This window comes from Agromyces sp. H66, from assembly GCF_004959775.1.
GTDB lineage: Bacteria > Actinomycetota > Actinomycetes > Actinomycetales > Microbacteriaceae > Agromyces.
Window position 1 is genome coordinate 112,418 of record NZ_SJZG01000007.1, and the last position, 18,893, is coordinate 131,310.

The 18,893-nt window shown below is 71.3% G+C and carries 19 protein-coding genes; 16 read left to right on the forward strand and 3 right to left on the reverse strand.

What is annotated here, in order from left to right; all coding sequences use genetic code 11:
- The first annotated feature begins 74 nt into the window (after window positions 1-74).
- The 15 genes from EZM51_RS13200 to EZM51_RS13270 all read left to right on the forward strand — a co-directional run bounded on the left by EZM51_RS13200 (window position 75) and on the right by EZM51_RS13270 (window position 14,469).
- Window positions 75-1,274, forward strand: a complete 1,200-nt coding sequence (locus EZM51_RS13200) for a substrate-binding domain-containing protein (RefSeq protein ID WP_136708727.1) — start codon at window positions 75-77, stop codon at window positions 1,272-1,274.
- Between the two features lie 87 nt (window positions 1,275-1,361).
- Window positions 1,362-2,117 carry an ABC transporter ATP-binding protein gene (locus EZM51_RS13205; protein ID WP_136708728.1) on the forward strand — a complete coding sequence of 252 codons (756 nt, stop codon included), beginning with the start codon at window positions 1,362-1,364 and terminating at the stop codon, window positions 2,115-2,117.
- The gene (locus EZM51_RS13210) at window positions 2,114-2,851 is read left to right on the forward strand and encodes an ABC transporter ATP-binding protein (protein ID WP_136708729.1); all 738 of its coding nucleotides are present in this window, start codon (window positions 2,114-2,116) and stop codon (window positions 2,849-2,851) included. The genes EZM51_RS13205 and EZM51_RS13210 overlap by 4 nt, the downstream gene beginning before the upstream one ends.
- On the forward strand, window positions 2,848-3,723 hold the full coding sequence (locus tag EZM51_RS13215; protein WP_136708730.1) for a branched-chain amino acid ABC transporter permease: 876 nt from the start codon (window positions 2,848-2,850) through the stop codon (window positions 3,721-3,723). Before EZM51_RS13210 ends, EZM51_RS13215 begins: the two co-directional genes overlap by 4 nt.
- Complete coding sequence (locus EZM51_RS13220; RefSeq protein WP_136708731.1) at window positions 3,720-4,874, forward strand: branched-chain amino acid ABC transporter permease; 1,155 nt, start codon at window positions 3,720-3,722, stop codon at window positions 4,872-4,874. The genes EZM51_RS13215 and EZM51_RS13220 overlap by 4 nt, the downstream gene beginning before the upstream one ends.
- Complete coding sequence (locus tag EZM51_RS13225) at window positions 4,867-6,429, forward strand: AMP-binding protein (RefSeq protein WP_136708732.1); 1,563 nt, start codon at window positions 4,867-4,869, stop codon at window positions 6,427-6,429. Before EZM51_RS13220 ends, EZM51_RS13225 begins: the two co-directional genes overlap by 8 nt.
- Window positions 6,426-7,109 (forward strand): TetR/AcrR family transcriptional regulator, encoded by a 684-nt coding sequence (locus EZM51_RS13230; protein ID WP_136708733.1) that lies wholly within the window; start codon window positions 6,426-6,428, stop codon window positions 7,107-7,109. Before EZM51_RS13225 ends, EZM51_RS13230 begins: the two co-directional genes overlap by 4 nt.
- A complete protein-coding gene (locus tag EZM51_RS13235; protein WP_136708734.1) occupies window positions 7,106-7,852 on the forward strand; it encodes a 3-hydroxybutyrate dehydrogenase in 747 nt (248 codons plus the stop codon). Before EZM51_RS13230 ends, EZM51_RS13235 begins: the two co-directional genes overlap by 4 nt.
- The gene (locus tag EZM51_RS13240) at window positions 7,849-8,748 is read left to right on the forward strand and encodes an alpha/beta hydrolase (RefSeq protein ID WP_248305647.1); all 900 of its coding nucleotides are present in this window, start codon (window positions 7,849-7,851) and stop codon (window positions 8,746-8,748) included. Before EZM51_RS13235 ends, EZM51_RS13240 begins: the two co-directional genes overlap by 4 nt.
- Window positions 8,745-9,548, forward strand: a complete 804-nt coding sequence (locus EZM51_RS13245; protein ID WP_136708736.1) for a CoA transferase subunit A — start codon at window positions 8,745-8,747, stop codon at window positions 9,546-9,548. The genes EZM51_RS13240 and EZM51_RS13245 overlap by 4 nt, the downstream gene beginning before the upstream one ends.
- 2 nt (window positions 9,549-9,550) lie before the next feature.
- On the forward strand, window positions 9,551-10,183 hold the full coding sequence (locus EZM51_RS13250; RefSeq protein WP_211195905.1) for a CoA transferase subunit B: 633 nt from the start codon (window positions 9,551-9,553) through the stop codon (window positions 10,181-10,183).
- A gap of 11 nt (window positions 10,184-10,194) precedes the next feature.
- Complete coding sequence (locus EZM51_RS13255) at window positions 10,195-11,271, forward strand: alpha/beta hydrolase (protein ID WP_136708737.1); 1,077 nt, start codon at window positions 10,195-10,197, stop codon at window positions 11,269-11,271.
- A 114-nt stretch (window positions 11,272-11,385) separates the two neighbouring features.
- Window positions 11,386-12,126, forward strand: a complete 741-nt coding sequence (locus tag EZM51_RS13260) for a hypothetical protein (protein WP_136708738.1) — start codon at window positions 11,386-11,388, stop codon at window positions 12,124-12,126.
- A 73-nt stretch (window positions 12,127-12,199) separates the two neighbouring features.
- Complete coding sequence (ispG, locus tag EZM51_RS13265; protein WP_136708739.1) at window positions 12,200-13,330, forward strand: flavodoxin-dependent (E)-4-hydroxy-3-methylbut-2-enyl-diphosphate synthase; 1,131 nt, start codon at window positions 12,200-12,202, stop codon at window positions 13,328-13,330.
- Between the two features lie 11 nt (window positions 13,331-13,341).
- Window positions 13,342-14,469: a nucleotide disphospho-sugar-binding domain-containing protein gene (locus EZM51_RS13270; RefSeq protein ID WP_136708740.1), complete on the forward strand. Its 1,128-nt coding sequence runs from the start codon at window positions 13,342-13,344 to the stop codon at window positions 14,467-14,469.
- Between the two features lie 30 nt (window positions 14,470-14,499).
- On the opposite strand, the gene EZM51_RS20595 is transcribed toward EZM51_RS13270, so the two are convergent.
- Both EZM51_RS20595 and EZM51_RS13275 read right to left on the reverse strand, forming a co-directional pair.
- Window positions 14,500-14,649 carry a hypothetical protein gene (locus tag EZM51_RS20595; RefSeq protein ID WP_169053904.1) on the reverse strand — a complete coding sequence of 50 codons (150 nt, stop codon included), beginning with the start codon at window positions 14,647-14,649 and terminating at the stop codon, window positions 14,500-14,502.
- Between the two features lie 100 nt (window positions 14,650-14,749).
- A complete protein-coding gene (locus EZM51_RS13275) occupies window positions 14,750-16,186 on the reverse strand; it encodes an RNB domain-containing ribonuclease (RefSeq protein WP_136708741.1) in 1,437 nt (478 codons plus the stop codon).
- Between the two features lie 39 nt (window positions 16,187-16,225).
- Here EZM51_RS13275 and EZM51_RS13280 point away from each other — a divergent pair, with 39 nt between their 5' ends.
- Complete coding sequence (locus EZM51_RS13280; RefSeq protein WP_136708742.1) at window positions 16,226-18,046, forward strand: proline--tRNA ligase; 1,821 nt, start codon at window positions 16,226-16,228, stop codon at window positions 18,044-18,046.
- A gap of 6 nt (window positions 18,047-18,052) precedes the next feature.
- Here EZM51_RS13280 and EZM51_RS13285 read toward each other — a convergent pair whose 3' ends face one another.
- Entirely contained in the window at window positions 18,053-18,862 is an 810-nt protein-coding gene (locus EZM51_RS13285) for a DUF1206 domain-containing protein (protein ID WP_136708743.1), read from the reverse strand.
- Window positions 18,863-18,893 lie beyond the last annotated feature (31 nt).

Below are 18,893 nucleotides of genomic sequence, written 5' to 3' on the forward strand. Positions count from 1 at the left end.
GTTTCTGAGACCTGAACCACCTGTCAGGTTCGCACTGCACACGTCCAGCCATTTCACTGTCGAGAGGCATTCACATGCGGGCTACGAAGAAGTACCTCGCGACGGCGATCATCGCCGCCGCATCCATTGCACTGGTCGGGTGCGCACCGACCGCGGCGACCGGCGGCGGTGACGCGACGGACGCCGGCGCTCCGGTGAAGGTCGCGATGCTCACGTCGCAGACCGGACCGCTCGCCGCCTACGGGGCCGCGTACACCGCGGGCTTCGAGGCCGGCCTCGACTACGCGACCGACGGCACCGGCACGGTCGACGGCCGCGAGCTCGAGATCGAGTGGGCCGACGACCAGGGCAACCCCGACACCGCGGTCTCGAGGGCCAAGGACTTCATCGGGCAGGGTTACCAGATCCTCGCCGGCACCGCGGCGTCCGGCATCGCCACGGCGCTCGCCGAGCAGGCCGCGCAGAACAAGATCCTCTACATCTCGGGCCCCGCGGCCGCCGACGCCATCACCGGCGTCAACGAGTACACGTTCCGGTCGGGCCGGCAGACCTTCCAGGATGTCGCGACCGCGGGCACCTTCATCGGCGATCCGGCCGGGAAGAAGGTCGTCGTCTTCGCCCAGGACACGGCGTTCGGCCAGGGCAACCTCGCGGGCGTTCAGGCCGTGCTCGGCGGCCAGGGCGCCACGGTCGAAGGCGTGCTCGTCGCCGAGGACGCCACCGAGTTCACGCCGTTCGCGCAGCAGCTGCTGGGCGCCTCGCCCGACCTCGTCTTCGTGGCGTGGGCCGGGGCCTCGTCGGGCGCCATGTGGACCGCCCTCGCCCAGCAGGGCGTCTTCGACGCCGTGCCCGTCGTCACGGGCCTCGGCGACGTCGCGACCTACGGCGCATACGGCGACGCATCCGACAAGATCTCGTTCCTCAACCACTACTTCGGCGGCGCCTCCGGCACCGACGCCGAGGCGGCGATGATCGAGCACCTCGAGGCCGCGGGCGCCGAGGCCGACCTGTTCTCTCCCGACGGCTTCGTCGCCGCGCAGATGATCGTGCAGGCCATCCGCGAGGGCGGCGACACGGTCGACGGCATGATCGAGGCGCTCGAGGGCTGGACGTTCGAATCGGTCAAGGGCGAGATCACCGTTCGGGCCGAGGACCACGCGATGATCCAGCCGATGTACCAGGCGCGGCTCGTGCAGGACGGCGGCGACTGGGTGCCCGAGCTCGTCGAGACCATCGACGCCGAGACGGTCGCACCGCCGGTCGCCGGCGAGTGACCCGAGGCCGCCCGCGCCGCGCACCGGCGCGGGCGACCTCGCCCGACCTCGACCTCGGACCCCACCTTCCAACGCAGTGAGGCAGCCATGACCGACCACCCGATGCTCCGTCTCGAGCACGTCGGCCTCCGCATCGGCGGCGCGCGCATCCTGGGCGACGTATCGCTCGACGTGCCGGCGGGCGAGATGCTCGGCGTGATCGGGCCGAACGGCGCCGGCAAGACGACGCTCTTCAACGTCGTCTCCGGCGTCATCCGCCCGACCGAGGGCCGCGTGCTGCTCGACGGGCAGGACGTGACCCACGTCGCGATCCACCGCCGGGCCGCCGCCGGCCTCGGGCGCACGTTCCAGACCTCCAGCCTCTTCCCGGCCCTCACCGTCGTCGAGAACGTGCGGCTGGTCGCCCAGGCGCACGCCGGCGGCGCGACGAGCGTCTTCCGCACGCCGCGACGTACGGATGCCGCGACCACGCGCGCCCTCGAAACCCTCGCCGAAGTCGGCCTCGAGCACCGCGCCGAGGCCGTGGCATCCGGTCTCTCGCACGGCGAGAAGCGCAAGCTCGAGATCGCCATGCTCATCGCGATGGACCCCAAGGTGATCCTCCTCGACGAGCCCATGGCCGGCGTCGGCTCGGCCGACGTCCCGGCGCTCACCGAGGTCATCCGCGGCCTGCACCGAGGCGGCCGCACCGTGCTCATGGTCGAGCACCACATGGAGGTCGTGCTCGGACTCGTCGACCGCGTCGCGGTCATGCACCACGGCGAGCTCCTCGCCGTCGACACGCCGGAGGCCGTCATGGCGAACCCCACCGTGCAGTCCGCCTACCTCGGGGAGGCGGTGTGAGCGAGCCGATCCTCCGCGTCGCCGGCCTCCACGGCCGCATCGGCGGACAACAGGTCGTCGAGGACGTCTCGTTCGAGGTCCCCGCGACCGGTGTCACGGCCCTCCTCGGCCGCAACGGCGTCGGCAAGACGTCGACCATCAAGTCGATCCTCGGCCTCATCGACCGTACGGGCGAGGTGCACCTGGGCGATACGCGCATCGACCGCATGCCCACGCACCGCATCGTGCAGCAGGGCGTCGGCTACGTGCCGGAGGACCGCGAGGTGTTCGGGTCGCTCACGGTGGCCGAGAACCTGCGGCTCGCCGAACGCGACGCCGCACCCCGCCGCGAGTTCATCCAGCGGCTCTTCCCCGACATCCACGATCGCCGGGCGCAGCGCGCCGGCACGCTCTCAGGAGGGCAGCAGCAGATGGTCTCCCTCGCCCGGGCCCTCGTCAACGAGAACCGGCTCCTGCTCGTCGACGAGCCCACCAAGGGACTCGCCCCGCGCATCGTCGACGAGGTCGCCGACGCCCTCGCCGAAGCGGCCCGCACGGTGCCCATCCTCCTGGTCGAGCAGAACCTGCACGTCATCCGCAAGCTCGCCGAGCGCGTCGTCGTGCTCTCGGGCGGCCGGGTCGTGTTCACCGGCACGGCATCCGACCTCCTCGACGACGAGGACCGCATCCAGCGCTTCCTCGGCGTGCACGACGCCGCCGATCCGCATGACAGCACGGCGGGGAGCGCCCGATGAGCACCGTCGTCCTCCTCCTGATCACCGGCCTGGGGCTCGGGGCCCTCTACTTCCTCGTCGCGAGCGGACTGTCGCTCATCTACGGCCTCATGGGCGTGCTGAACTTCGCGCACGGCTCGTTCCTCACCATCGCGGCCTTCCTCGGCTGGGAGGTCGGGCGGCGGGTCTCCGACGGCACCTGGTGGGGGCTCGCGCTGTCGGCCATGGTCGGCCTCGCCGTCGGCGCCATCGTGGCGGCGGCGACCGAGTACCTCCTCATCCGGCGGCTGTACGAGCGGCACATCGAGCAGGCGCTCGTGACCGTCGGCCTCGCACTGGCGAGCGTCGCGCTGTTCGAGGGCATCTGGGGCACCGACCCGATCTACACGCGCAAGCCCGACTGGCTCGCGCAGACGACCGAGATCCTCGGTGCGAAGATCCCCAACGACCGGTTCCTGCTCATCGCGTGCGCGCTCATCGTGCTCGGCGGCATCGTGCTGTTCCTGCGGCGCACCAGGTACGGCCTCATCATCCGGGCCGGCGTCGAGAATCGGTCGATGGTCACCGCCCTCGGCATCGACGTGCGCCGCTCGTTCACGATCGTGTTCGCCATCGGCGGCGCCGCGGCCGGACTCGGCGGCGTGCTCGCGTCGGTCTACTACGGGTACGTCTCGGCGCACCTCGGCTCGGTGCTGCTCATCTTCGCGTTCATCGTCACCGTCATCGGCGGACTCGGGTCGCTCACCGGTGCGGCCATCGCGTCGGTGCTGGTGGCGGTGCTGCAGCAGTTCGCCAACTTCTACCTCGCCGGCACCGGCGACTTCGTGGTCGTCGTCGCGCTGGCCGTGGTCCTGCTCGTCCGCCCGCGCGGACTCCTGGGGAAGGTCGCATGAACCCGCAACTCACGGATGCCCCGGCACCCGCTCGTCCGTCGGCACCGCCGCCCGCGGCATCCGCTCGCCGTCGCCCGCTCCCCATCGTGCTCGGCGGCGTCGCGCTCGTCGTCGGGCTCGCGGTGCTGCCGCTGCTCGCGATCGAGATCCCCGGCGTGCTGCCCGGGCCGACCTACACGCCCGGCACGTTGCAGCTGCTCGCGTACGCCATGCTCATCGCCGCGCTCGCGCTCAGCTACCGCATGATGTTCGGCCTCGCGGGCCTGCTCTCGTTCGGTCACGCGCTGTTCTTCGCGGCCGGCGCCTACGGCCTCGGCATGTCGCTCGACGCGTTCGCTCCCGCCGAGTGGCCGAGCGGGCTCGTCTTCGCCGCGTCGATCGGCATCACGCTCGTGTTCGGCCTCGTGCTCGCCGCGACGGTCGGCGCGCTCGCGCTGCGCGTCACCGGCATCTCGTTCGCGATGGTCACGCTGGCATTCGCCCAGGCGGGATCGGTGCTGATCCGCCGCAACCCCGACTCCGCCACCGGCGGCGACGAGGGGCTCTCCCTCGACATCGCGAACGTCCCCGAGGGACTCGTCGGCGTCGTGAACACGCGCAACCTCTACTGGATGGCGCTCGCCGTGCTCGTCTTCGTCTACCTCGTGGTGCTGTGGGTCGAGCGCAGTCGCGCCGGCCACGTCGCCGAGGCCGCGCGCGAGAACGAGCTGCGGGTGCGCGTCATCGGCATCCGCCCGTACTCGGTGAAGCTGCTCATCTTCGTGGTCGCGTCCGTGCTCGCGGCGATCGCGGGCATGGGCTACCTGCTGCTCCAATCGGGCGCCTCGCCGCGCATCGCGACCGCGGACTTCACCCTCACCCTGCTCGTCATCGTGGTGCTCGGAGGGGTGGGGTATCGCTGGGGTGCGATCGTCGGCGGTATCGTCTACACACTGCTCGATCAGCGGCTCACGGCGCTCGCGGGCTCGGACTTCATCGCCGGGCTGCCCGCGGTGCTCCGGGTCCCGCTGAGCGAGCCGCTGTTCATCTTGGGAACGCTGTTCATCCTCGTGGTGCTGTTCCTGCCCGGGGGGATCGCGGGGATCCCGCAGCGCATCCGCTCAGGCCGGAAGCAGCATCCGGTCGAGGCGGAGGAGGCAACGGATGCCTGACGGCCTGCACACGCTCGGGCGCTGGACGCGCGATCGCGCCCGGGCGACCCCCGACCGCATCGCGATCGACGACCGGGGCGTCGTCGTCACCTACCGCGAGCTCGACGCGCGAGCCGAGCGACTCGCCGCGGGCCTCCGGGCGGCCGGATACGCCGTCGGCGACCGCATCGCGACCATCACCGGCAACAGCGCCGACCACGTCGTGCTGTTCTTCGCGTGCGCCAAGGCCGGCCTCGTGCTCGTGCCGTTGTCGTGGCGTCTCGCGCCGCGCGAGCTCGCGGCGCAGCTCGAGATCGCCGAGCCCGCGCTCCTCCTCGTCGAGGCCGAGTTCGAGTCGCTCGCGAAGGCGACGCTCGCGCGCCTGGCGCGACGCATCCCGACCGCGCCGCTCGGCATGCACGGCGTCGAGGGCGAGGTGCCTCCGCCCGGCGCACGCGGCGCGGGCGACGCGCCGGCCGTGCGCCGCGACGTCCACGACGACGACGCGCTCTTCATGATCTTCACGTCGGGCACCACGGCGACGCCCAAGGGCGCCGTGCTCACGCACGCGAACTGCTTCTGGACGAACCTCTCGTTCTCTCGTATCGCCGAGGTCGGCGCCGGCGACACCGTGCTCGCCGTCATGCCGCAGTACCACGTCGGCGGCTGGAACATCACGCCGCTCCTGGCGTGGTGGACGGGCGCGACCGTGGTGCTCGAGCGCACCTTCGACCCCGGCCGCGTGCTGCACCTCATCCAGGAGCGGCGCATCACGACCATGATGGGCGTGCCCGCCAACTACCTGTTCCTGGCGCAGCATCCCGACTTCGACGACACCGACCTCTCGAGCCTCGCGCACGCCATCGTCGGCGGAGCCCCGATGCCGCCCGCGCTGCTGCGAACCTGGCACGCGCGCGGCGTCGCCCTGACCCAGGGCTACGGGCTCACCGAGGCGTCGCCCAACGTGCTCTGCCTGCCCGACGAGGATGCGCGCACGAAGGTCGGCTCTGCGGGCAAGCCCTATCCGCACGTCGACGTCGCCGTCGCCGACCCCGCGACGAGCGAGCACCTCGACGGCGAGGCCGAGGGCGAGCTCCTCGTGCACGGCCCGTCGGTGTTCGCCGGGTACTTCCGCGACGCGGTGGCCACCGAGGCGGCCCTCGTCGGCGGCTGGCTCCGCACGGGCGACCTCGTGCGGCGCGACGCCGACGGCTACTTCACGATCGTCGACCGCATCAAGGACATCTACATCTCGGGCGGCGAGGGCGTCGCTCCCGCCGAGGTCGAGGCGGTGCTCATGGGCCACCCCGCCGTCGCCGACGTCGCGGTCGTCGGCGTCCCCGACGAGCGCTGGGGCGAGGCGGGCGCCGCCTGGATCGTCGTGCGGCGCGGTCGGATGACGGATGCCGCCGAGCTCACGGAGTTCGCACGTGCCTCGCTCGCCCGCTTCAAGGTGCCGCGCGAGGTGCACTTCGTCGACGAGTTGCCGCGCTCGACCGCGGGCAAGGTGCTTCGCCGGGTGCTCGCGGACCGAGCTGCGGCCGCCGCCCCGCGGGTCGAGGAGGAGGCGCGATGAGCGCGGCACCCCGCACCGCCCGCGGCGTCGAGACCCGGGCGAAGCTCCTCGCCGCCGCCGAGCGCGTGTTCGCCGACCACGGCTACCACGAGGCATCCGTCTCCCGCATCACCGACCGCGCCGGCGTCGGCCAGGGCACCTTCTACCTGTACTTCGACTCGAAGCTCGACATCTTCAACGAGCTCGTCGAGGACCTCAACCACCGGGTGCGCCAGGCGATGAGCGAGGGCGCCCGCGGGGCCACGAGCCGACTCGAGGCGGAACGCGCCGGATTCGCGGCGTTCTTCCGGTTCACGGCCGAGCACCCGGCGCTCTACCGGGTGGTGCGCGAGGCCGAGATCGTCTCGCCCGAGGCGCTGCGGCTGCACTACACGCGCATCGTCGAGGGATACATCGACGGACTCCGCGAGGCCGCGGCCGACGGCGAGATCTGGGACATCGACCCGACCGTCGCCGCGTGGGCGCTCATGGGCGTGGGCGAGATGATCGGCATGCGCTGGGTGCTCTGGGGCGACCCCGATTCGGCACCGGGCGACGACGCCGACCCGACGGCCAGCGGCACCGGCCGCGTTCCCGAGCACGTGCTCGACGAGATGATGCGCTTCATCGGCGGAGCCCTCGGGCGACCCGATCTCGCGCAGGGCCCGCGCTCCGACGCGGGGGAGAAGGAGGAATCGTGACCGATCTCAGTGGACGACGCGCGATCGTCACCGGCGGCGCGAGCGGCATCGGCGAGGCCTGCGCCCGAGCCTTCGCGGCGGCCGGCGCGCACGTGGTCATCGCCGACCTGAACGGCGAGGCGGCCGAGAAGGTCGCGGGCGAGCTCGGCGGCGAGGCGTGGCAGGTCGACCTCGGCGACACCGCGGCGCTCGCCGATCTCGAGCTCGAGGCCGACATCCTCGTGAACAACGCCGGCATCCAGCACGTGCGTCCGATCGAGGAGTTCGAGCCCGAGCGGTTCTCGCTCATCCTCCGGATCATGCTGGAATCGCCGTTCCTCCTGATCCGCGCCGCGCTGCCCGGGATGTACGCGCGCGGCTTCGGTCGGGTCATCAACATCTCGAGCGTGCACGGCATCCGCGCGTCGCCGTTCAAGTCGGCCTACGTCGCGGCCAAGCACGGTCTCGAGGGACTCTCGAAGGTCACGGCGCTCGAGGGCGGCCCGCACGGGGTGACGAGCAACTGCATCAACCCCGGGTACGTGCGCACCCCGCTCGTCGAGAAGCAGATCGCCGACCAGGCGCGCGTGCACGGCATCCCCGAGTCGGAGGTGCTGCCGAAGATCATGCTCACCGAATCCTCGATCAAGCGGCTCGTCGAGCCGGCCGAGGTCGCGAGTCTCGCCATGTGGCTCGCGAGCCCCGACGCCGGCATGGTGACGGGCGCGAGCTACACCATGGACGGCGGATGGAGCGCCCGGTGAGCTACTCGACCTTCTCCGCGCCGGTCGACGGCGGCACCCTGGCCGGCGGTCACTGGCGAGCGGATGCCCCGGGCCTGCCGATCCTCGCCGTGCACGGCATCTCCGCCACCCACCGATCGTGGGACCTGGTGGCCGACGCGCTGGCCGACCGCCGCGTGATCGCCGCCGACCTCCGGGGCCGCGGACGCAGCAACACGCTGCCCGGTCCCTACGGGCTCGAGCGCCACGCCGACGACCTCGCCGCGGCGCTCGATGCCCTCGAGGTCGACCGGACGTTCGTGGTCGGGCACTCGATGGGCGCGTTCGTGACGGCGCGGTTCGCCGAGCGGCACCCGGATCGGGTTGCCGGCATCGTGCTCATCGACGGCGGCCTGCCCGTGCCGAACCCCGTGGGCGTCTCGCCGGAGGACCTGCCGGCGGTGCTGCTCGGCCCGGCCCTCGAGCGCCTCTCGATGACCTTTCCCGATCGTGCGGCCTACCTCGACTTCTGGCGGCGGCATCCCGCGCTCGGACCGTACTGGAACGACGCCATCGAGGCCTACGTCGAATACGACATCGACGGCACCGAGCCCGCGCTGCGCAGTTCGGCGAGCGCCGAGGCCGTGGCCGAGAACGCCCTGCAGCTCGACGGGTCGGCGGGCTACGCCGACGCGCTCGCCGGGCTGCCCGGCCCGGTCGACTTCTTCCGCGCGCCACGGGGCCTGCTCGACGCCGCACCGCTCTACCCTGAGGAGGTCGTCGCCGAGTGGGCCGAGCGGATGCCGCAGCTGGTCGTGCACGAGGTGCCCGACGTCAACCACTACACGATCGTCATGACGGCCGAGGGTGCGGGGAACGTGATCCCGGTGGTCCGGACCCGGCTCGAGGCCGCGGAGATGAAGGAAGGTGCATCGTGACACTCGACAAAGTCGTCGGGTCCGCCCGGGAGGCGGTCTCCGACATCCCCGCGGGGGCGAGCCTCGCCGTCGGCGGGTTCGGCCTGTGCGGCATCCCGATGGTGCTCATCCAGGCGCTGCTCGAGGCCGGAGTCGACGACCTCAAGGTCGTCTCGAACAACTGCGGGGTCGACGACTGGGGCCTCGGGGTGCTGCTCGCGCAGCGGCGCATCTCGAAGATGACCTCGTCGTACGTGGGCGAGAACAAGGAGTTCGAGCGGCAGTACCTCTCGGGCGAGCTCGAGCTGGAGCTCACCCCGCAGGGCACGCTCGCCGAGAAGCTCCGGGCCGGCGGCAGCGGGATCGCCGCGTTCTTCACGCAGACGGGCGTCGGAACCCAGGTCGCCGAGGGCGGACTGCCGCGCCGGTACAACGCCGACGGCTCGATCGCGGTGGCGAGCCCGGCCAAGCCCGTGCAGACGTTCGACGTCGCGGGCGAGCCGCACGAGTTCGTGCTCGAGGAGGCGATCACCACGGACTTCTCGCTCGTGCACGCGTTGCGCGGCGATCGCTTCGGCAACCTCGTCTTCGAGAAGTCGGCGCGCAATTTCTCGCCCCTTGCGGCGATGGCCGGGCGCGTGTGCATCGCGCAGGTCGAGGAGGTCGTGGAGCCGGGCGATCTCGATCCCGATGCCGTGCACCTGCCCGGCATCTACGTCGACCGGGTCGTCGTGGTCGGCACCGACATCGAGAAGCGCATCGAGCGCCGCACCGTCTCGCCCGAGAAAGCGGCATCCCGCGAGATGCCGGAAGGAGCCTGATCATGGCACTCACACGTCTCGAGATGGCCGCGCGGGCGGCGAAGGAGCTGCCCGACGGCTCCTACGTGAACCTCGGCATCGGCCTGCCCACCCTCGTGCCGAACTACGTGCCCGAGGGCACGACCATCCTGCTCCAGTCCGAGAACGGCATCCTCGGCGTCGGGCCGTACCCCACGGAGGACGAGGTCGATCCCGACCTCATCAATGCCGGCAAGGAGACGGTCACGGTGCTTCCCGGCGCCGCGTACTTCGACTCGGCGACGAGCTTCGGCATGATCCGCGGCGGCAAGATCGACGCGGCCATCCTCGGCGCCATGCAGGTGTCGGCCACTGGCGACCTCGCGAACTGGATGATCCCGGGCAAGATGGTGAAGGGCCCCGGCGGTGCCATGGACCTCGTGCACGGCGCCAAGCGCCGCATCGTGCTCATGGAGCACGTCGCGAAGGACGGATCGCCGAAGATCGTGAACGAGTGCTCCCTACCGCTCACCGGCAGGGGAGTCGTCGATCGCATCATCACCGACCTCGCGGTCATCGACGTCACGCCCGAGGGCCTCCGGCTCGTCGAGCTCGCCCCCGGCGTCACGGTCGACGAGGTCGTCGCCGCCACCGAACCCCCACTCATCACGGACTGAACGGAACCACCATGGTCGACACCATCCTTCCCGGCATCACCGCACGCCGGGTGCAGACCCCGCGTCTCGCCGCGAACGTCCTCGAGCGTCCGTCGGATGCCCGGTCCGCCGTCGCGCGCACGGTCCTCTTCGTGCACGGCAACGTCTCGTCGTCGCTGTTCTGGCAGCCGATGATGCGGTCCCTGCCCGCCGACGTGCGTGCCCTCGCCGTCGACCTCCGCGGGTTCGGCGACAGCGAGACGCTGCCGGTCGACGCGACGCGCGGCGTCCGGGACTTCTCCGACGACGTGGCATCCGTCATCGACACGCTCGGCCTCGGCGCCGTGCACCTGGTCGGCTGGAGCATGGGCGGCGGCGTCGCGATGCAGCTGCTCCTCGATCGGCCCGAGCTCGTCGCCTCGCTCACGTTGCAGGCGCCCGTCTCGCCGTACGGCTTCGGCGGGACCGCGCTCGACGGTTCGCTGCTCACCCCGGATGCCGCGGGCACCGGCGGTGGCGGAGCGAATCCCGACTTCGTGGCTCGCCTCGCCGCCGGCGACCGCAGCGACGAGGAGGGCTCGCCGCGCGCGGTGTACCGGGCCACGTACGTCGCGGCGGGCAACTCGCCGGAGCACGAGGACATCTGGATCGAGTCGATGCTGACGACGAAGACCGGCCTCGACAACTACCCGGGCGACTCCACGCCGTCGGAGAACTGGCCCGGGTTCGCGCCGGGCGGCCGCGGCATCTTGAACACCATGGCGCCGACGGTGTTCGACACGACGGGCATCGTCGACGTCGACCCGAAGCCGCCGGTGCTCTGGGTGCACGGCATGCAGGACGCGATCGTCGGCGACGCCTCGTTCTTCGACCTCAACCAGCTCGGAGCCCTCGGGATCATCCCCGGATGGCCCGGCGCCGAGGTCGCACCGCCGCAGCCCATGATCGCGCAGACCCGTGCCGTGCTCGAGCGCTACGCCGAGCGAGGCGGCTCGTTCACCGAGCTCGAGCTCGCCGACTGCGGACACTCGCCGCACCTCGAGCACCCCGACGAGTTCCGGGCGGCGCTGCTGGCGCTCATCGAGGGGGCCGACCGCGCGGCGGCCTGACGCTCGCGAACGGCTCCGATACGGAACCGTGATGCGGCGTGGTGCCCATGGGCGCCGCGCCGCTGGCACGATCGTTGCAGGGCGTCCAGCCCCCGTCACCCACTGAGGAGTCCGATGTCCCGATCCGTCCGAGTTGGCGCCGTCGCCGGCGCCGTCGCGCTCGTGTTCTCGCTGTCGGGATGTCTCGGCGGCTCCGCGGCGCCGACGTCGACCCCCGATGTCGCTGCGTCCGCCCCGGAGGCCTCCCCGACACCGACCGCGGAGCCCGTGGACCCGCTGACGACGGTGGCGGCGCTCGTGGCGCGACCCGAGTCGCTCGAGCTTCGCGACGGTGCGGGTACCGTCGTCGCGTCCCTCGACTACCTGGCACCGGCGGGGCCAGCGATCGAGACGCTGAGCACGGTGTTCGGAGCCCCTCCGGTGGACGAGGAGCACCCCGGCAACAACCATTTCCCGCCGACGACGGCGCATCGCTGGGACGGCTTCGAACTGTGGGAGAACCGGTTCGTCGATCGTTGGGCGGACTTCGCGGCCGAACCTCGAACGCTGAATCGGCCAAGTTACTCCGTCGTGTTCACTGAACCTGCACGGTCGGGGATCGCCCTGACGACCGTCCACGGGGTCGACGCAGGCACGCCGTGGACGGAACTCGAGGCGATGCCCGGACTGCAGGTGAATCCGAGCGGATGCTCGGGTCCGTACCTCGACTACATCGAGCGGGACGAGACGTGGGCCGACGGGAGCGTCCACACCGCGCGAATCGGTGTCGATTTCGTCGACTGGGGTAACTGGGATGCTCCCGTCACCGTCACGAAGGTCCGCGCACCGATGCCTATCTACGACGGCTGCGCGTGAGGCATCCGTTCGATTGAGGAAGCGTTCACCTCGCCGGTCGTAGACTCGAACCGTGCCTGCAGTGAATCTCGGAATGCCCAAAGTCCCTGAGGTCTTGGCCCAGCGACGCAAGTCGCGCCAGATCAAGGTGGGCAAGGTGCTCGTCGGCGGTGACGCCCAGATCAGCGTGCAGTCGATGACCACGACGCCCACGCCGAACATCAACGCGACCCTCCAGCAGATCGCCGAGCTCACCGCGTCGGGCTGCGACATCGTGCGCGTGGCCGTACCGAGCCGCGACGATGCCGAGGCGCTGCCGATCATCGCGAAGAAGAGCCAGATCCCGGTCATCGCCGACATCCACTTCCAGCCGAACTACGTGTACGCCGCGATCGACGCCGGGTGCGCCGCCGTCCGCGTGAACCCGGGCAATATCCGCAAGTTCGACGACCAGGTCGGCGAGATCGCCCGGCGTGCGAAAGAGGCGGGGGTGTCGATCCGCATCGGCGTGAACGCGGGCTCGCTCGACCCGCGCCTACTCGAGAAGTACGGCAAGGCCACGCCCGAGGCGCTCGTCGAGAGCGCCGTGTGGGAGGCGAGCCTCTTCGAGGAGCACGACTTCCACGACTTCAAGATCTCGGTGAAGCACAACGACCCGATCGTCATGGTGAAGGCCTACCGCCTGCTCGCCGAGCGGGGCGACTGGCCGCTGCACCTCGGCGTGACCGAGGCCGGCCCGGCCTTCCAGGGCACCATCAAGAGCGCCACCGCCTTCGGCATCCTCCTCGCCGAGGGCATCGGCGACACCATCCGCGTGTCGCTGTCGGCCCCGCCCGTCGAAGAGGTCAAGGTCGGCCTGCAGATCCTGCAGTCGCTGAACCTCCGCGAGCGCAAGCTCGAGATCGTGTCGTGCCCCTCGTGCGGGCGCGCGCAGGTCGACGTCTACAAGCTTGCGAACGACGTCACCGCCGGTCTCGAGGGCATGAGCGTGCCGCTGCGGGTCGCCGTCATGGGTTGCGTCGTCAACGGACCGGGCGAGGCACGCGAGGCCGACCTCGGCGTGGCATCCGGCAACGGCAAGGGCCAGATCTTCGTGAAGGGCGAGGTCATCAAGACCGTGCCCGAGTCGGAGATCGTCGAGACGCTCATCGCCGAGGCGAACCGCATCGCCGACGAGATGGGCGCGGATGCCCCGACCGGCACGCCGCAGGTGCTGACGCCGTAGGCGCGACCGAGGTGGCGCACTTCCTCTCCGTACTGCCGCTCGCCGGGGGGAACGTGTCGCCGACGCTCCTCATCGCCGAGGAGCTCGAGTCGCGCGGCCACCGGGTCCGCATCCTCGGTCACGCGGGCCTCGTTCCCGAGCTCGAGCGAGCGGGTCTCGCCGGGCGGCTCGAGGCGTTCGAACGGGCTCGGCCGTGGAATCCGCGCGTCGCCGATCCGGGCGTGCGGAGCATGCTCGCCTGGTTGCCGCTCGCATCGGATCGGGGGATCGGGCGCGACCTCGAAGCGGCGATCGCACGCGAGCGTCCCGATGCCCTGCTCGTCGACTGCATGGTGCCGGGTGCACTCGACGCGACGCGACGCAGCGGCATCCCGGCGGCGATGTTCCTGCACACTCTGCTCGGGTACTGGGAAGGGCAGTGGTCGCCGCGCTCGCCGATGGGACTGTGGCTCCGCGCGACGGGCACGTCGCCGTTCGCGCGCGACCGGATGCCGCAGACGCTGGTGCTCGCGACCGACCCCGAGTTCGACCAGGTGGGCGCCGGGCGCATCCCGCGCGACCGCATCGTCCAAGTCGGTCCGGTCATCCCCGACGCCGTTCCCCCGCAGACGACGGATCGCGACGGTCACGTACTCGTGAGCTTCAGCACGATCGCCTATCCCGGGCAACTCGATGCGATCGCGAGGGTCATCAGGGCGCTCGCCGATCTCGGCGTGCGCGCCGTCGTCACGGCAGGTCCGGCCATCGATCCCGCCGCGCTGCCGGCCCCGCCGGGCATTGAGGTGCGCGGTTTCGGCGACCACGGGTCGCTGCTGCGTTCGGCCCGGCTGCTCATCGGGCACGGCGGCCACGGCACCACGATGCGTGCGCTGGCGGCAGGCGTGCCAGTGCTCGTCGTGCCGATGACGCGCCATGCCGACCATCATCTCGTCGCCGCCGCGGTCGCGCGCGCGGGGGTGGGTGGGCAGGCCGACAAGGACGTCACGCCCGCCGAACTGCGCGCCGCGATCGCGGGCGTGCTCGAGAGCCCCGCCACGACGGCGCGTGTGCGGCGGTTGGGCGAGCGATTGCGTCGGTCGTCGGGGGCCGAGCGTGCCGCCGACGTGCTCGAACGCCTTCCGGCAACTCCGAGCGCGTGATCCAGGAGCCGTCGGGGTGACGGGGTGACGCTACTCGCCGGCGTCGGTGATGTCGACGTCGAGGTGCTCGGTGGCGTCGGGATCCCTTGGCAGGCCGTCCTCGCGGGGGCGGTCGGGATCGGTCGCCGCTCCCTCCTCGGTGCCGTCGTCGGGCGAGACGATGGGGTCGGGGTTGCTCATGATGAAGCTCCTTCGTTCGATCCCACCGTCGCATCCCACGTCGGCACGCGCACGGGGCTTGACAGTTGATTCCGGCTGCGGAGGGCGTACGAGCCGTCGGTCAGTCGAGTGCGGTCCTGAATCCGACCGACCCCGAGCGGATGTCGGCGTGCTCGAGCACGACCGCGATGCGCTCGCCGGCGCTGATCTCGTGCACCGCCCGGCACTTCGCCGTGACCGCGGGTTCCGCGAGCTGGATCAGCGCGTCGTCGTCGCCTCGGAGTTCGAGCACCGTCGCGGTGAACCGCTCGCCGACCCGGTCGGACAACACCGCGGCCTCGACCCGGTCGACGGATGCCGCTTCGAGCCGACTCGCCCGTTGCGACGATGCGCCCATCAGCGACGGGAGCTCGTGCAGCGAATCCTGGGCCCAGCCCGGCACGGGACGACCGGTGCTCAGCGCCTCGCACACGACGAGGCCCCAGCGGTCGACGAGGCGGCGGAGGGGTGCGGTGACGTGCGCATACGGCGCCGCGAGCGCGGACTGGATCGGGTCGGCGGGCACGTCGCCGTCCATGGCGACGTAGCCTGCGCCGCGGAACAGGCCGGTCGCCGCCTGCATGATCGCGAGGGAAGCGGGGTCGTCGCGATCGAGGGTGCGGAGGTACTCGCCATAGGCGACGCCCTCGGCCCACGGGCGGCCGAGGGTCTCCGTCTGCGTGCGGAACGCGGCGATCCGCTCCTCGGTCGGCTTCGGCATGGTGCGCAGCACGCCGACCCGGGCCTCGAGCATGAGCTCGGCGGCGGCCATCCCCGTCATCAGTGAGAGCTGCGCGTTCCAGGATTCGACGGGAAGCAACCGGCGCCGCCTGAGTTCGTAGTGACCGTGGTCGGTGCGGACGATCTCCTCATCGGGCACGTTCAGGCTGGCACCCCCGCGTGCGCGTTCCTGCTCGATACGGGCGAGTCCGATCTCACGGAGCAGGTCGAGCGGGTCGCCGGTCTCCGCGTCGATGCGTTCCTGCGCCTCGACGTAGTCGAGCTGTTCGCGGGAGCGCACGAGCGCCCGCTCCAGCCGGGTGGCCTCGACCGCACCCGAGTCATCCAGCACGAACGACCAGAGGTAGGCGCTCCGGTCGACGCCCGGCAGGAGCGACACGCGGTCCTCGCTCAGGATGGGCGGGTGCAACGGCACCCGGCCGTCGGCGGCGTACAGCGTCTGCCCCCGCCCGCGGGCCTCGAGATCGACGGCACCTCCGGGGTGCACGAAGCCCGCGACATCCGCGATCGCGTAGTGCACGAGGTAGCCGCCCGGCCGACGCTCGAGGTGCAGCGCCTGGTCGAGATCCATCGAACCGGGCGGGTCGATCGTCAGCATCGGCAGGTCCCGGCGGTCGACCTCGGGTTCGGGGATGGCGGATGCCGCGGCCGCGGCCTCGGCCAGCACGTCAGCGGGAAACGACCCGGGCAGCTCGAGCTCGACCCGGAGCTCGGCGAGCGCCTCCGCGAGCTCGCCCTGGGCCGCGGAGACCGCGATGCGGGACCGGCGTTGGGGCATGCGCCAAGCCTAGGCGGACCGCGCAACTAGAATCGTCGGGTGCCCACTCGCCTCTCCAACTACTTCCTCCGCACGCTCCGCGAAGACCCCGCCGACGCCGAGGTCGCGAGCCACCGACTGCTGGTGCGCGCCGGCTACATCCGCCGCCAGGCGCCGGGCGTGTTCGCGTGGCTGCCGATCGGCCTGCGGGTCAAGGCGAAGATCGAGCAGATCATCCGCGAGGAGATGACCGCCGCCGGCGCGCACGAGGTGCACTTCCCGGCGCTCCTGCCCCGAGACCCGTACGAGGTCACCAACCGTTGGACCGAGTACGGAGAGGGCGTGTTCCGCCTGCAGGACCGCAAGGGCGCCGACTACCTGCTCGCCCCGACGCACGAGGAGGTCTTCACGCTGCTCGTGAAGGACCTCTACTCCTCGTACAAGGACCTGCCGCTCACCATCTACCAGATCCAGGACAAGTACCGCGACGAGGCGCGTCCGCGCGCCGGGCTTCTGCGCGGCCGCGAGTTCACGATGAAGGACGCGTACTCGTTCGACGTCGACGACGCGGGCCTCGACGAGAGCTACCGGAAGCAGCGCGACGCGTACGAACGCATCTTCGCCAGGCTCGGCCTCGACTACGTCATCGTCGAGGCGGATGCCGGGGCGATGGGCGGCTCGAAGAGCGAGGAGTTCCTGCACCCGAGCCCCGTCGGAGAGGACACGTTCGTGCGGTCGGCGGGCGGATACGCCGCGAACGTCGAGGCGTTCCGCACGATCGCGCCCGAGCCGATCCCGTACGACGGGCTTCCCGCGCCGGTCGTGCTCGACTCCCCGAACACGCCGACCATCACGACGCTGGTCGACCTCGCCAACGCCGAGTACCCGCGCCCCGACGGGCGGCCCTGGACGGCGGCCGACACGCTGAAGAACGTCGTGCTCGCGCTCACCCACCTCGACGGCACGCGCGAGGTCGTGGTCGTCGGCCTGCCCGGCGACCGCGACATCGAGCTGAAGCGCGCCGAGGTGGCCTTCGCCCCGGCTGAGGTCGAGGCGGCGACCGAAGCCGACTTCGCGAAGCATCCCGGACTCGTGAAGGGGTACATCGGCCCGTGGTCGCCCGACGGTCCCGTGCTCGGTGCGGAGTCGTCGACCGGCATCCGCTTCTTCGTCGACCCTCGCGTCGTCGACGGCACCGAGTGGATCACCGGGGCCAACCTCGACGAGAAGCACGTGTTCGGGCTCGTCGCGGGGCGCGACTTCACCGCCGACGGCGTGGTCGAGGCGGCCGACGTGCGCGCCGGCGACCCGGCCCCCGACGGCTCCGGACCGGTCGAGCTGGCCCGCGGCGTGGAGATCGGCCACGTGTTCCAGCTCGGACGCAAGTACGCCGACGCGCTGGGCCTGAAGGTGCTCGACGAGAACGGCAAGCTCGTCACGGTCACGATGGGCTCGTACGGGATCGGTGTCACGCGCATCATGGCGATCATCGCCGAGGGCCACCACGACGACAAGGGCATCGTGTGGCCCGCGTCGGTCGCGCCGTTCGACGTGCACGTGCTCGCCACCGGCAAGGACGAGCGGGTCTTCGAGGCGGCCGAGGAGGTCGCCGCCGACCTCGAGCGCGCGGGGTACGAGGTGCTCTACGACGACCGTCCGAAGGTCTCGCCCGGCGTGAAGTTCGGCGACGCCGAGCTCATCGGCGTGCCGAAGATCGTGATCGCCGGGCGCGGCGTCGCCGACGGCCTCGTCGAGGTCTGGGACCGCGCGTCGGGCGACCGCGTCACGGTGCCGATCGGCGAGGTCGTGGATGAGCTGCGCCGCGAGGCGCCGGGCGGCTCGGGCGACCCGGACGCCCCCGTGGCGAACGCCTCGGTCTGACGCCGGTCAGAGCCGGGCGTACTTGGCGCGGGCGAAGCAGTACACGCCGTAGACCACGAGTCCGGCGCCCACCAGCCACAGGATCACCTGCCCGAACGGCAGGTCGGCGAGGCTCTTCAGCGCCGCGTCGAGCCCGCCGGCCTTCTCGGGATCGTGGGTCAGCGCGGCCACGAGGAACAGCACGCCGACGACCCCGATGGCGATGCCCTTCGCGACATAGCCGACGATGCCGAGGGTGCGCACGCCGTCGCCGACCTTGCCGGCCGGCAGCGACAGCTGCTTCTCGAACGATCGCCTGACGCCGCGCACGACGAACGCGACTCCGACGCCGAGCGTCACGAGCCCGATGAGCACGACCAGCACGATGCCGCCGGGTGCGGCGAGCAGCTGCGCGGTCATGGTCTCGCTGGACTGGGATGAGTCGGACCGCCCGCCGAGTGCGTAGGTGAGCGCGGTGGCGCCGATCGCGATGTAGGCGATCGCCGTGCCGAGGTACTTGATGCGCCGTCCCCACTTCTTCTTCGTGTCGGGGTCGCGTTCGACGACCGCTTCGCCGATCTGCCACACGCCGAGCGCGAAGAGCCCGAGCGCGATGACCCACAGCACGACCATGCCGAAGGGCACGCGCGAGACCTGCTCCATCGCACCACCCTGGTCGGCCTCGCCGCCGCCGGCGTCGACCGCGACCGAGATGGCGATGGCGCCGATGACAACGTGCACGATGCCGAGCACCACATAGCCCACTCGGGCCATGGCGCGGAAGGTGCGCGAGCTCCGGGCCGAGCGGGCGACGGCTTTGCCGGTGTCCGTGTTCATGCGGTCAGCGTAGCCACGGCGGTCTCGGCGA

What these genes read in the sequence shown, in the direction of transcription:
- EZM51_RS13200 (WP_136708727.1), top strand. Translation starts at nt 75, where the DNA reads ATGCGGGCTACGAAGAAGTACCTCGCGACGGCGATCATCGCCGCCGCA.
- EZM51_RS13205 (WP_136708728.1), top strand. Translation starts at nt 1,362, where the DNA reads ATGACCGACCACCCGATGCTCCGTCTCGAGCACGTCGGCCTCCGCATC.
- EZM51_RS13215 (WP_136708730.1), top strand. Translation starts at nt 2,848, where the DNA reads ATGAGCACCGTCGTCCTCCTCCTGATCACCGGCCTGGGGCTCGGGGCC.
- EZM51_RS13220 (WP_136708731.1), top strand. Translation starts at nt 3,720, where the DNA reads ATGAACCCGCAACTCACGGATGCCCCGGCACCCGCTCGTCCGTCGGCA.
- EZM51_RS13225 (WP_136708732.1), top strand. Translation starts at nt 4,867, where the DNA reads ATGCCTGACGGCCTGCACACGCTCGGGCGCTGGACGCGCGATCGCGCC.
- EZM51_RS13230 (WP_136708733.1), top strand. Translation starts at nt 6,426, where the DNA reads ATGAGCGCGGCACCCCGCACCGCCCGCGGCGTCGAGACCCGGGCGAAG.
- EZM51_RS13250 (WP_211195905.1), top strand. Translation starts at nt 9,551, where the DNA reads ATGGCACTCACACGTCTCGAGATGGCCGCGCGGGCGGCGAAGGAGCTG.
- EZM51_RS13255 (WP_136708737.1), top strand. Translation starts at nt 10,195, where the DNA reads ATGGTCGACACCATCCTTCCCGGCATCACCGCACGCCGGGTGCAGACC.
- EZM51_RS13260 (WP_136708738.1), top strand. Translation starts at nt 11,386, where the DNA reads ATGTCCCGATCCGTCCGAGTTGGCGCCGTCGCCGGCGCCGTCGCGCTC.
- ispG (WP_136708739.1), top strand. Translation starts at nt 12,200, where the DNA reads ATGCCCAAAGTCCCTGAGGTCTTGGCCCAGCGACGCAAGTCGCGCCAG.
- EZM51_RS20595 (WP_169053904.1), bottom strand. Translation starts at nt 14,649, where the DNA reads ATGAGCAACCCCGACCCCATCGTCTCGCCCGACGACGGCACCGAGGAG.
- EZM51_RS13275 (WP_136708741.1), bottom strand. Translation starts at nt 16,186, where the DNA reads ATGCCCCAACGCCGGTCCCGCATCGCGGTCTCCGCGGCCCAGGGCGAG.
- EZM51_RS13285 (WP_136708743.1), bottom strand. Translation starts at nt 18,862, where the DNA reads ATGAACACGGACACCGGCAAAGCCGTCGCCCGCTCGGCCCGGAGCTCG.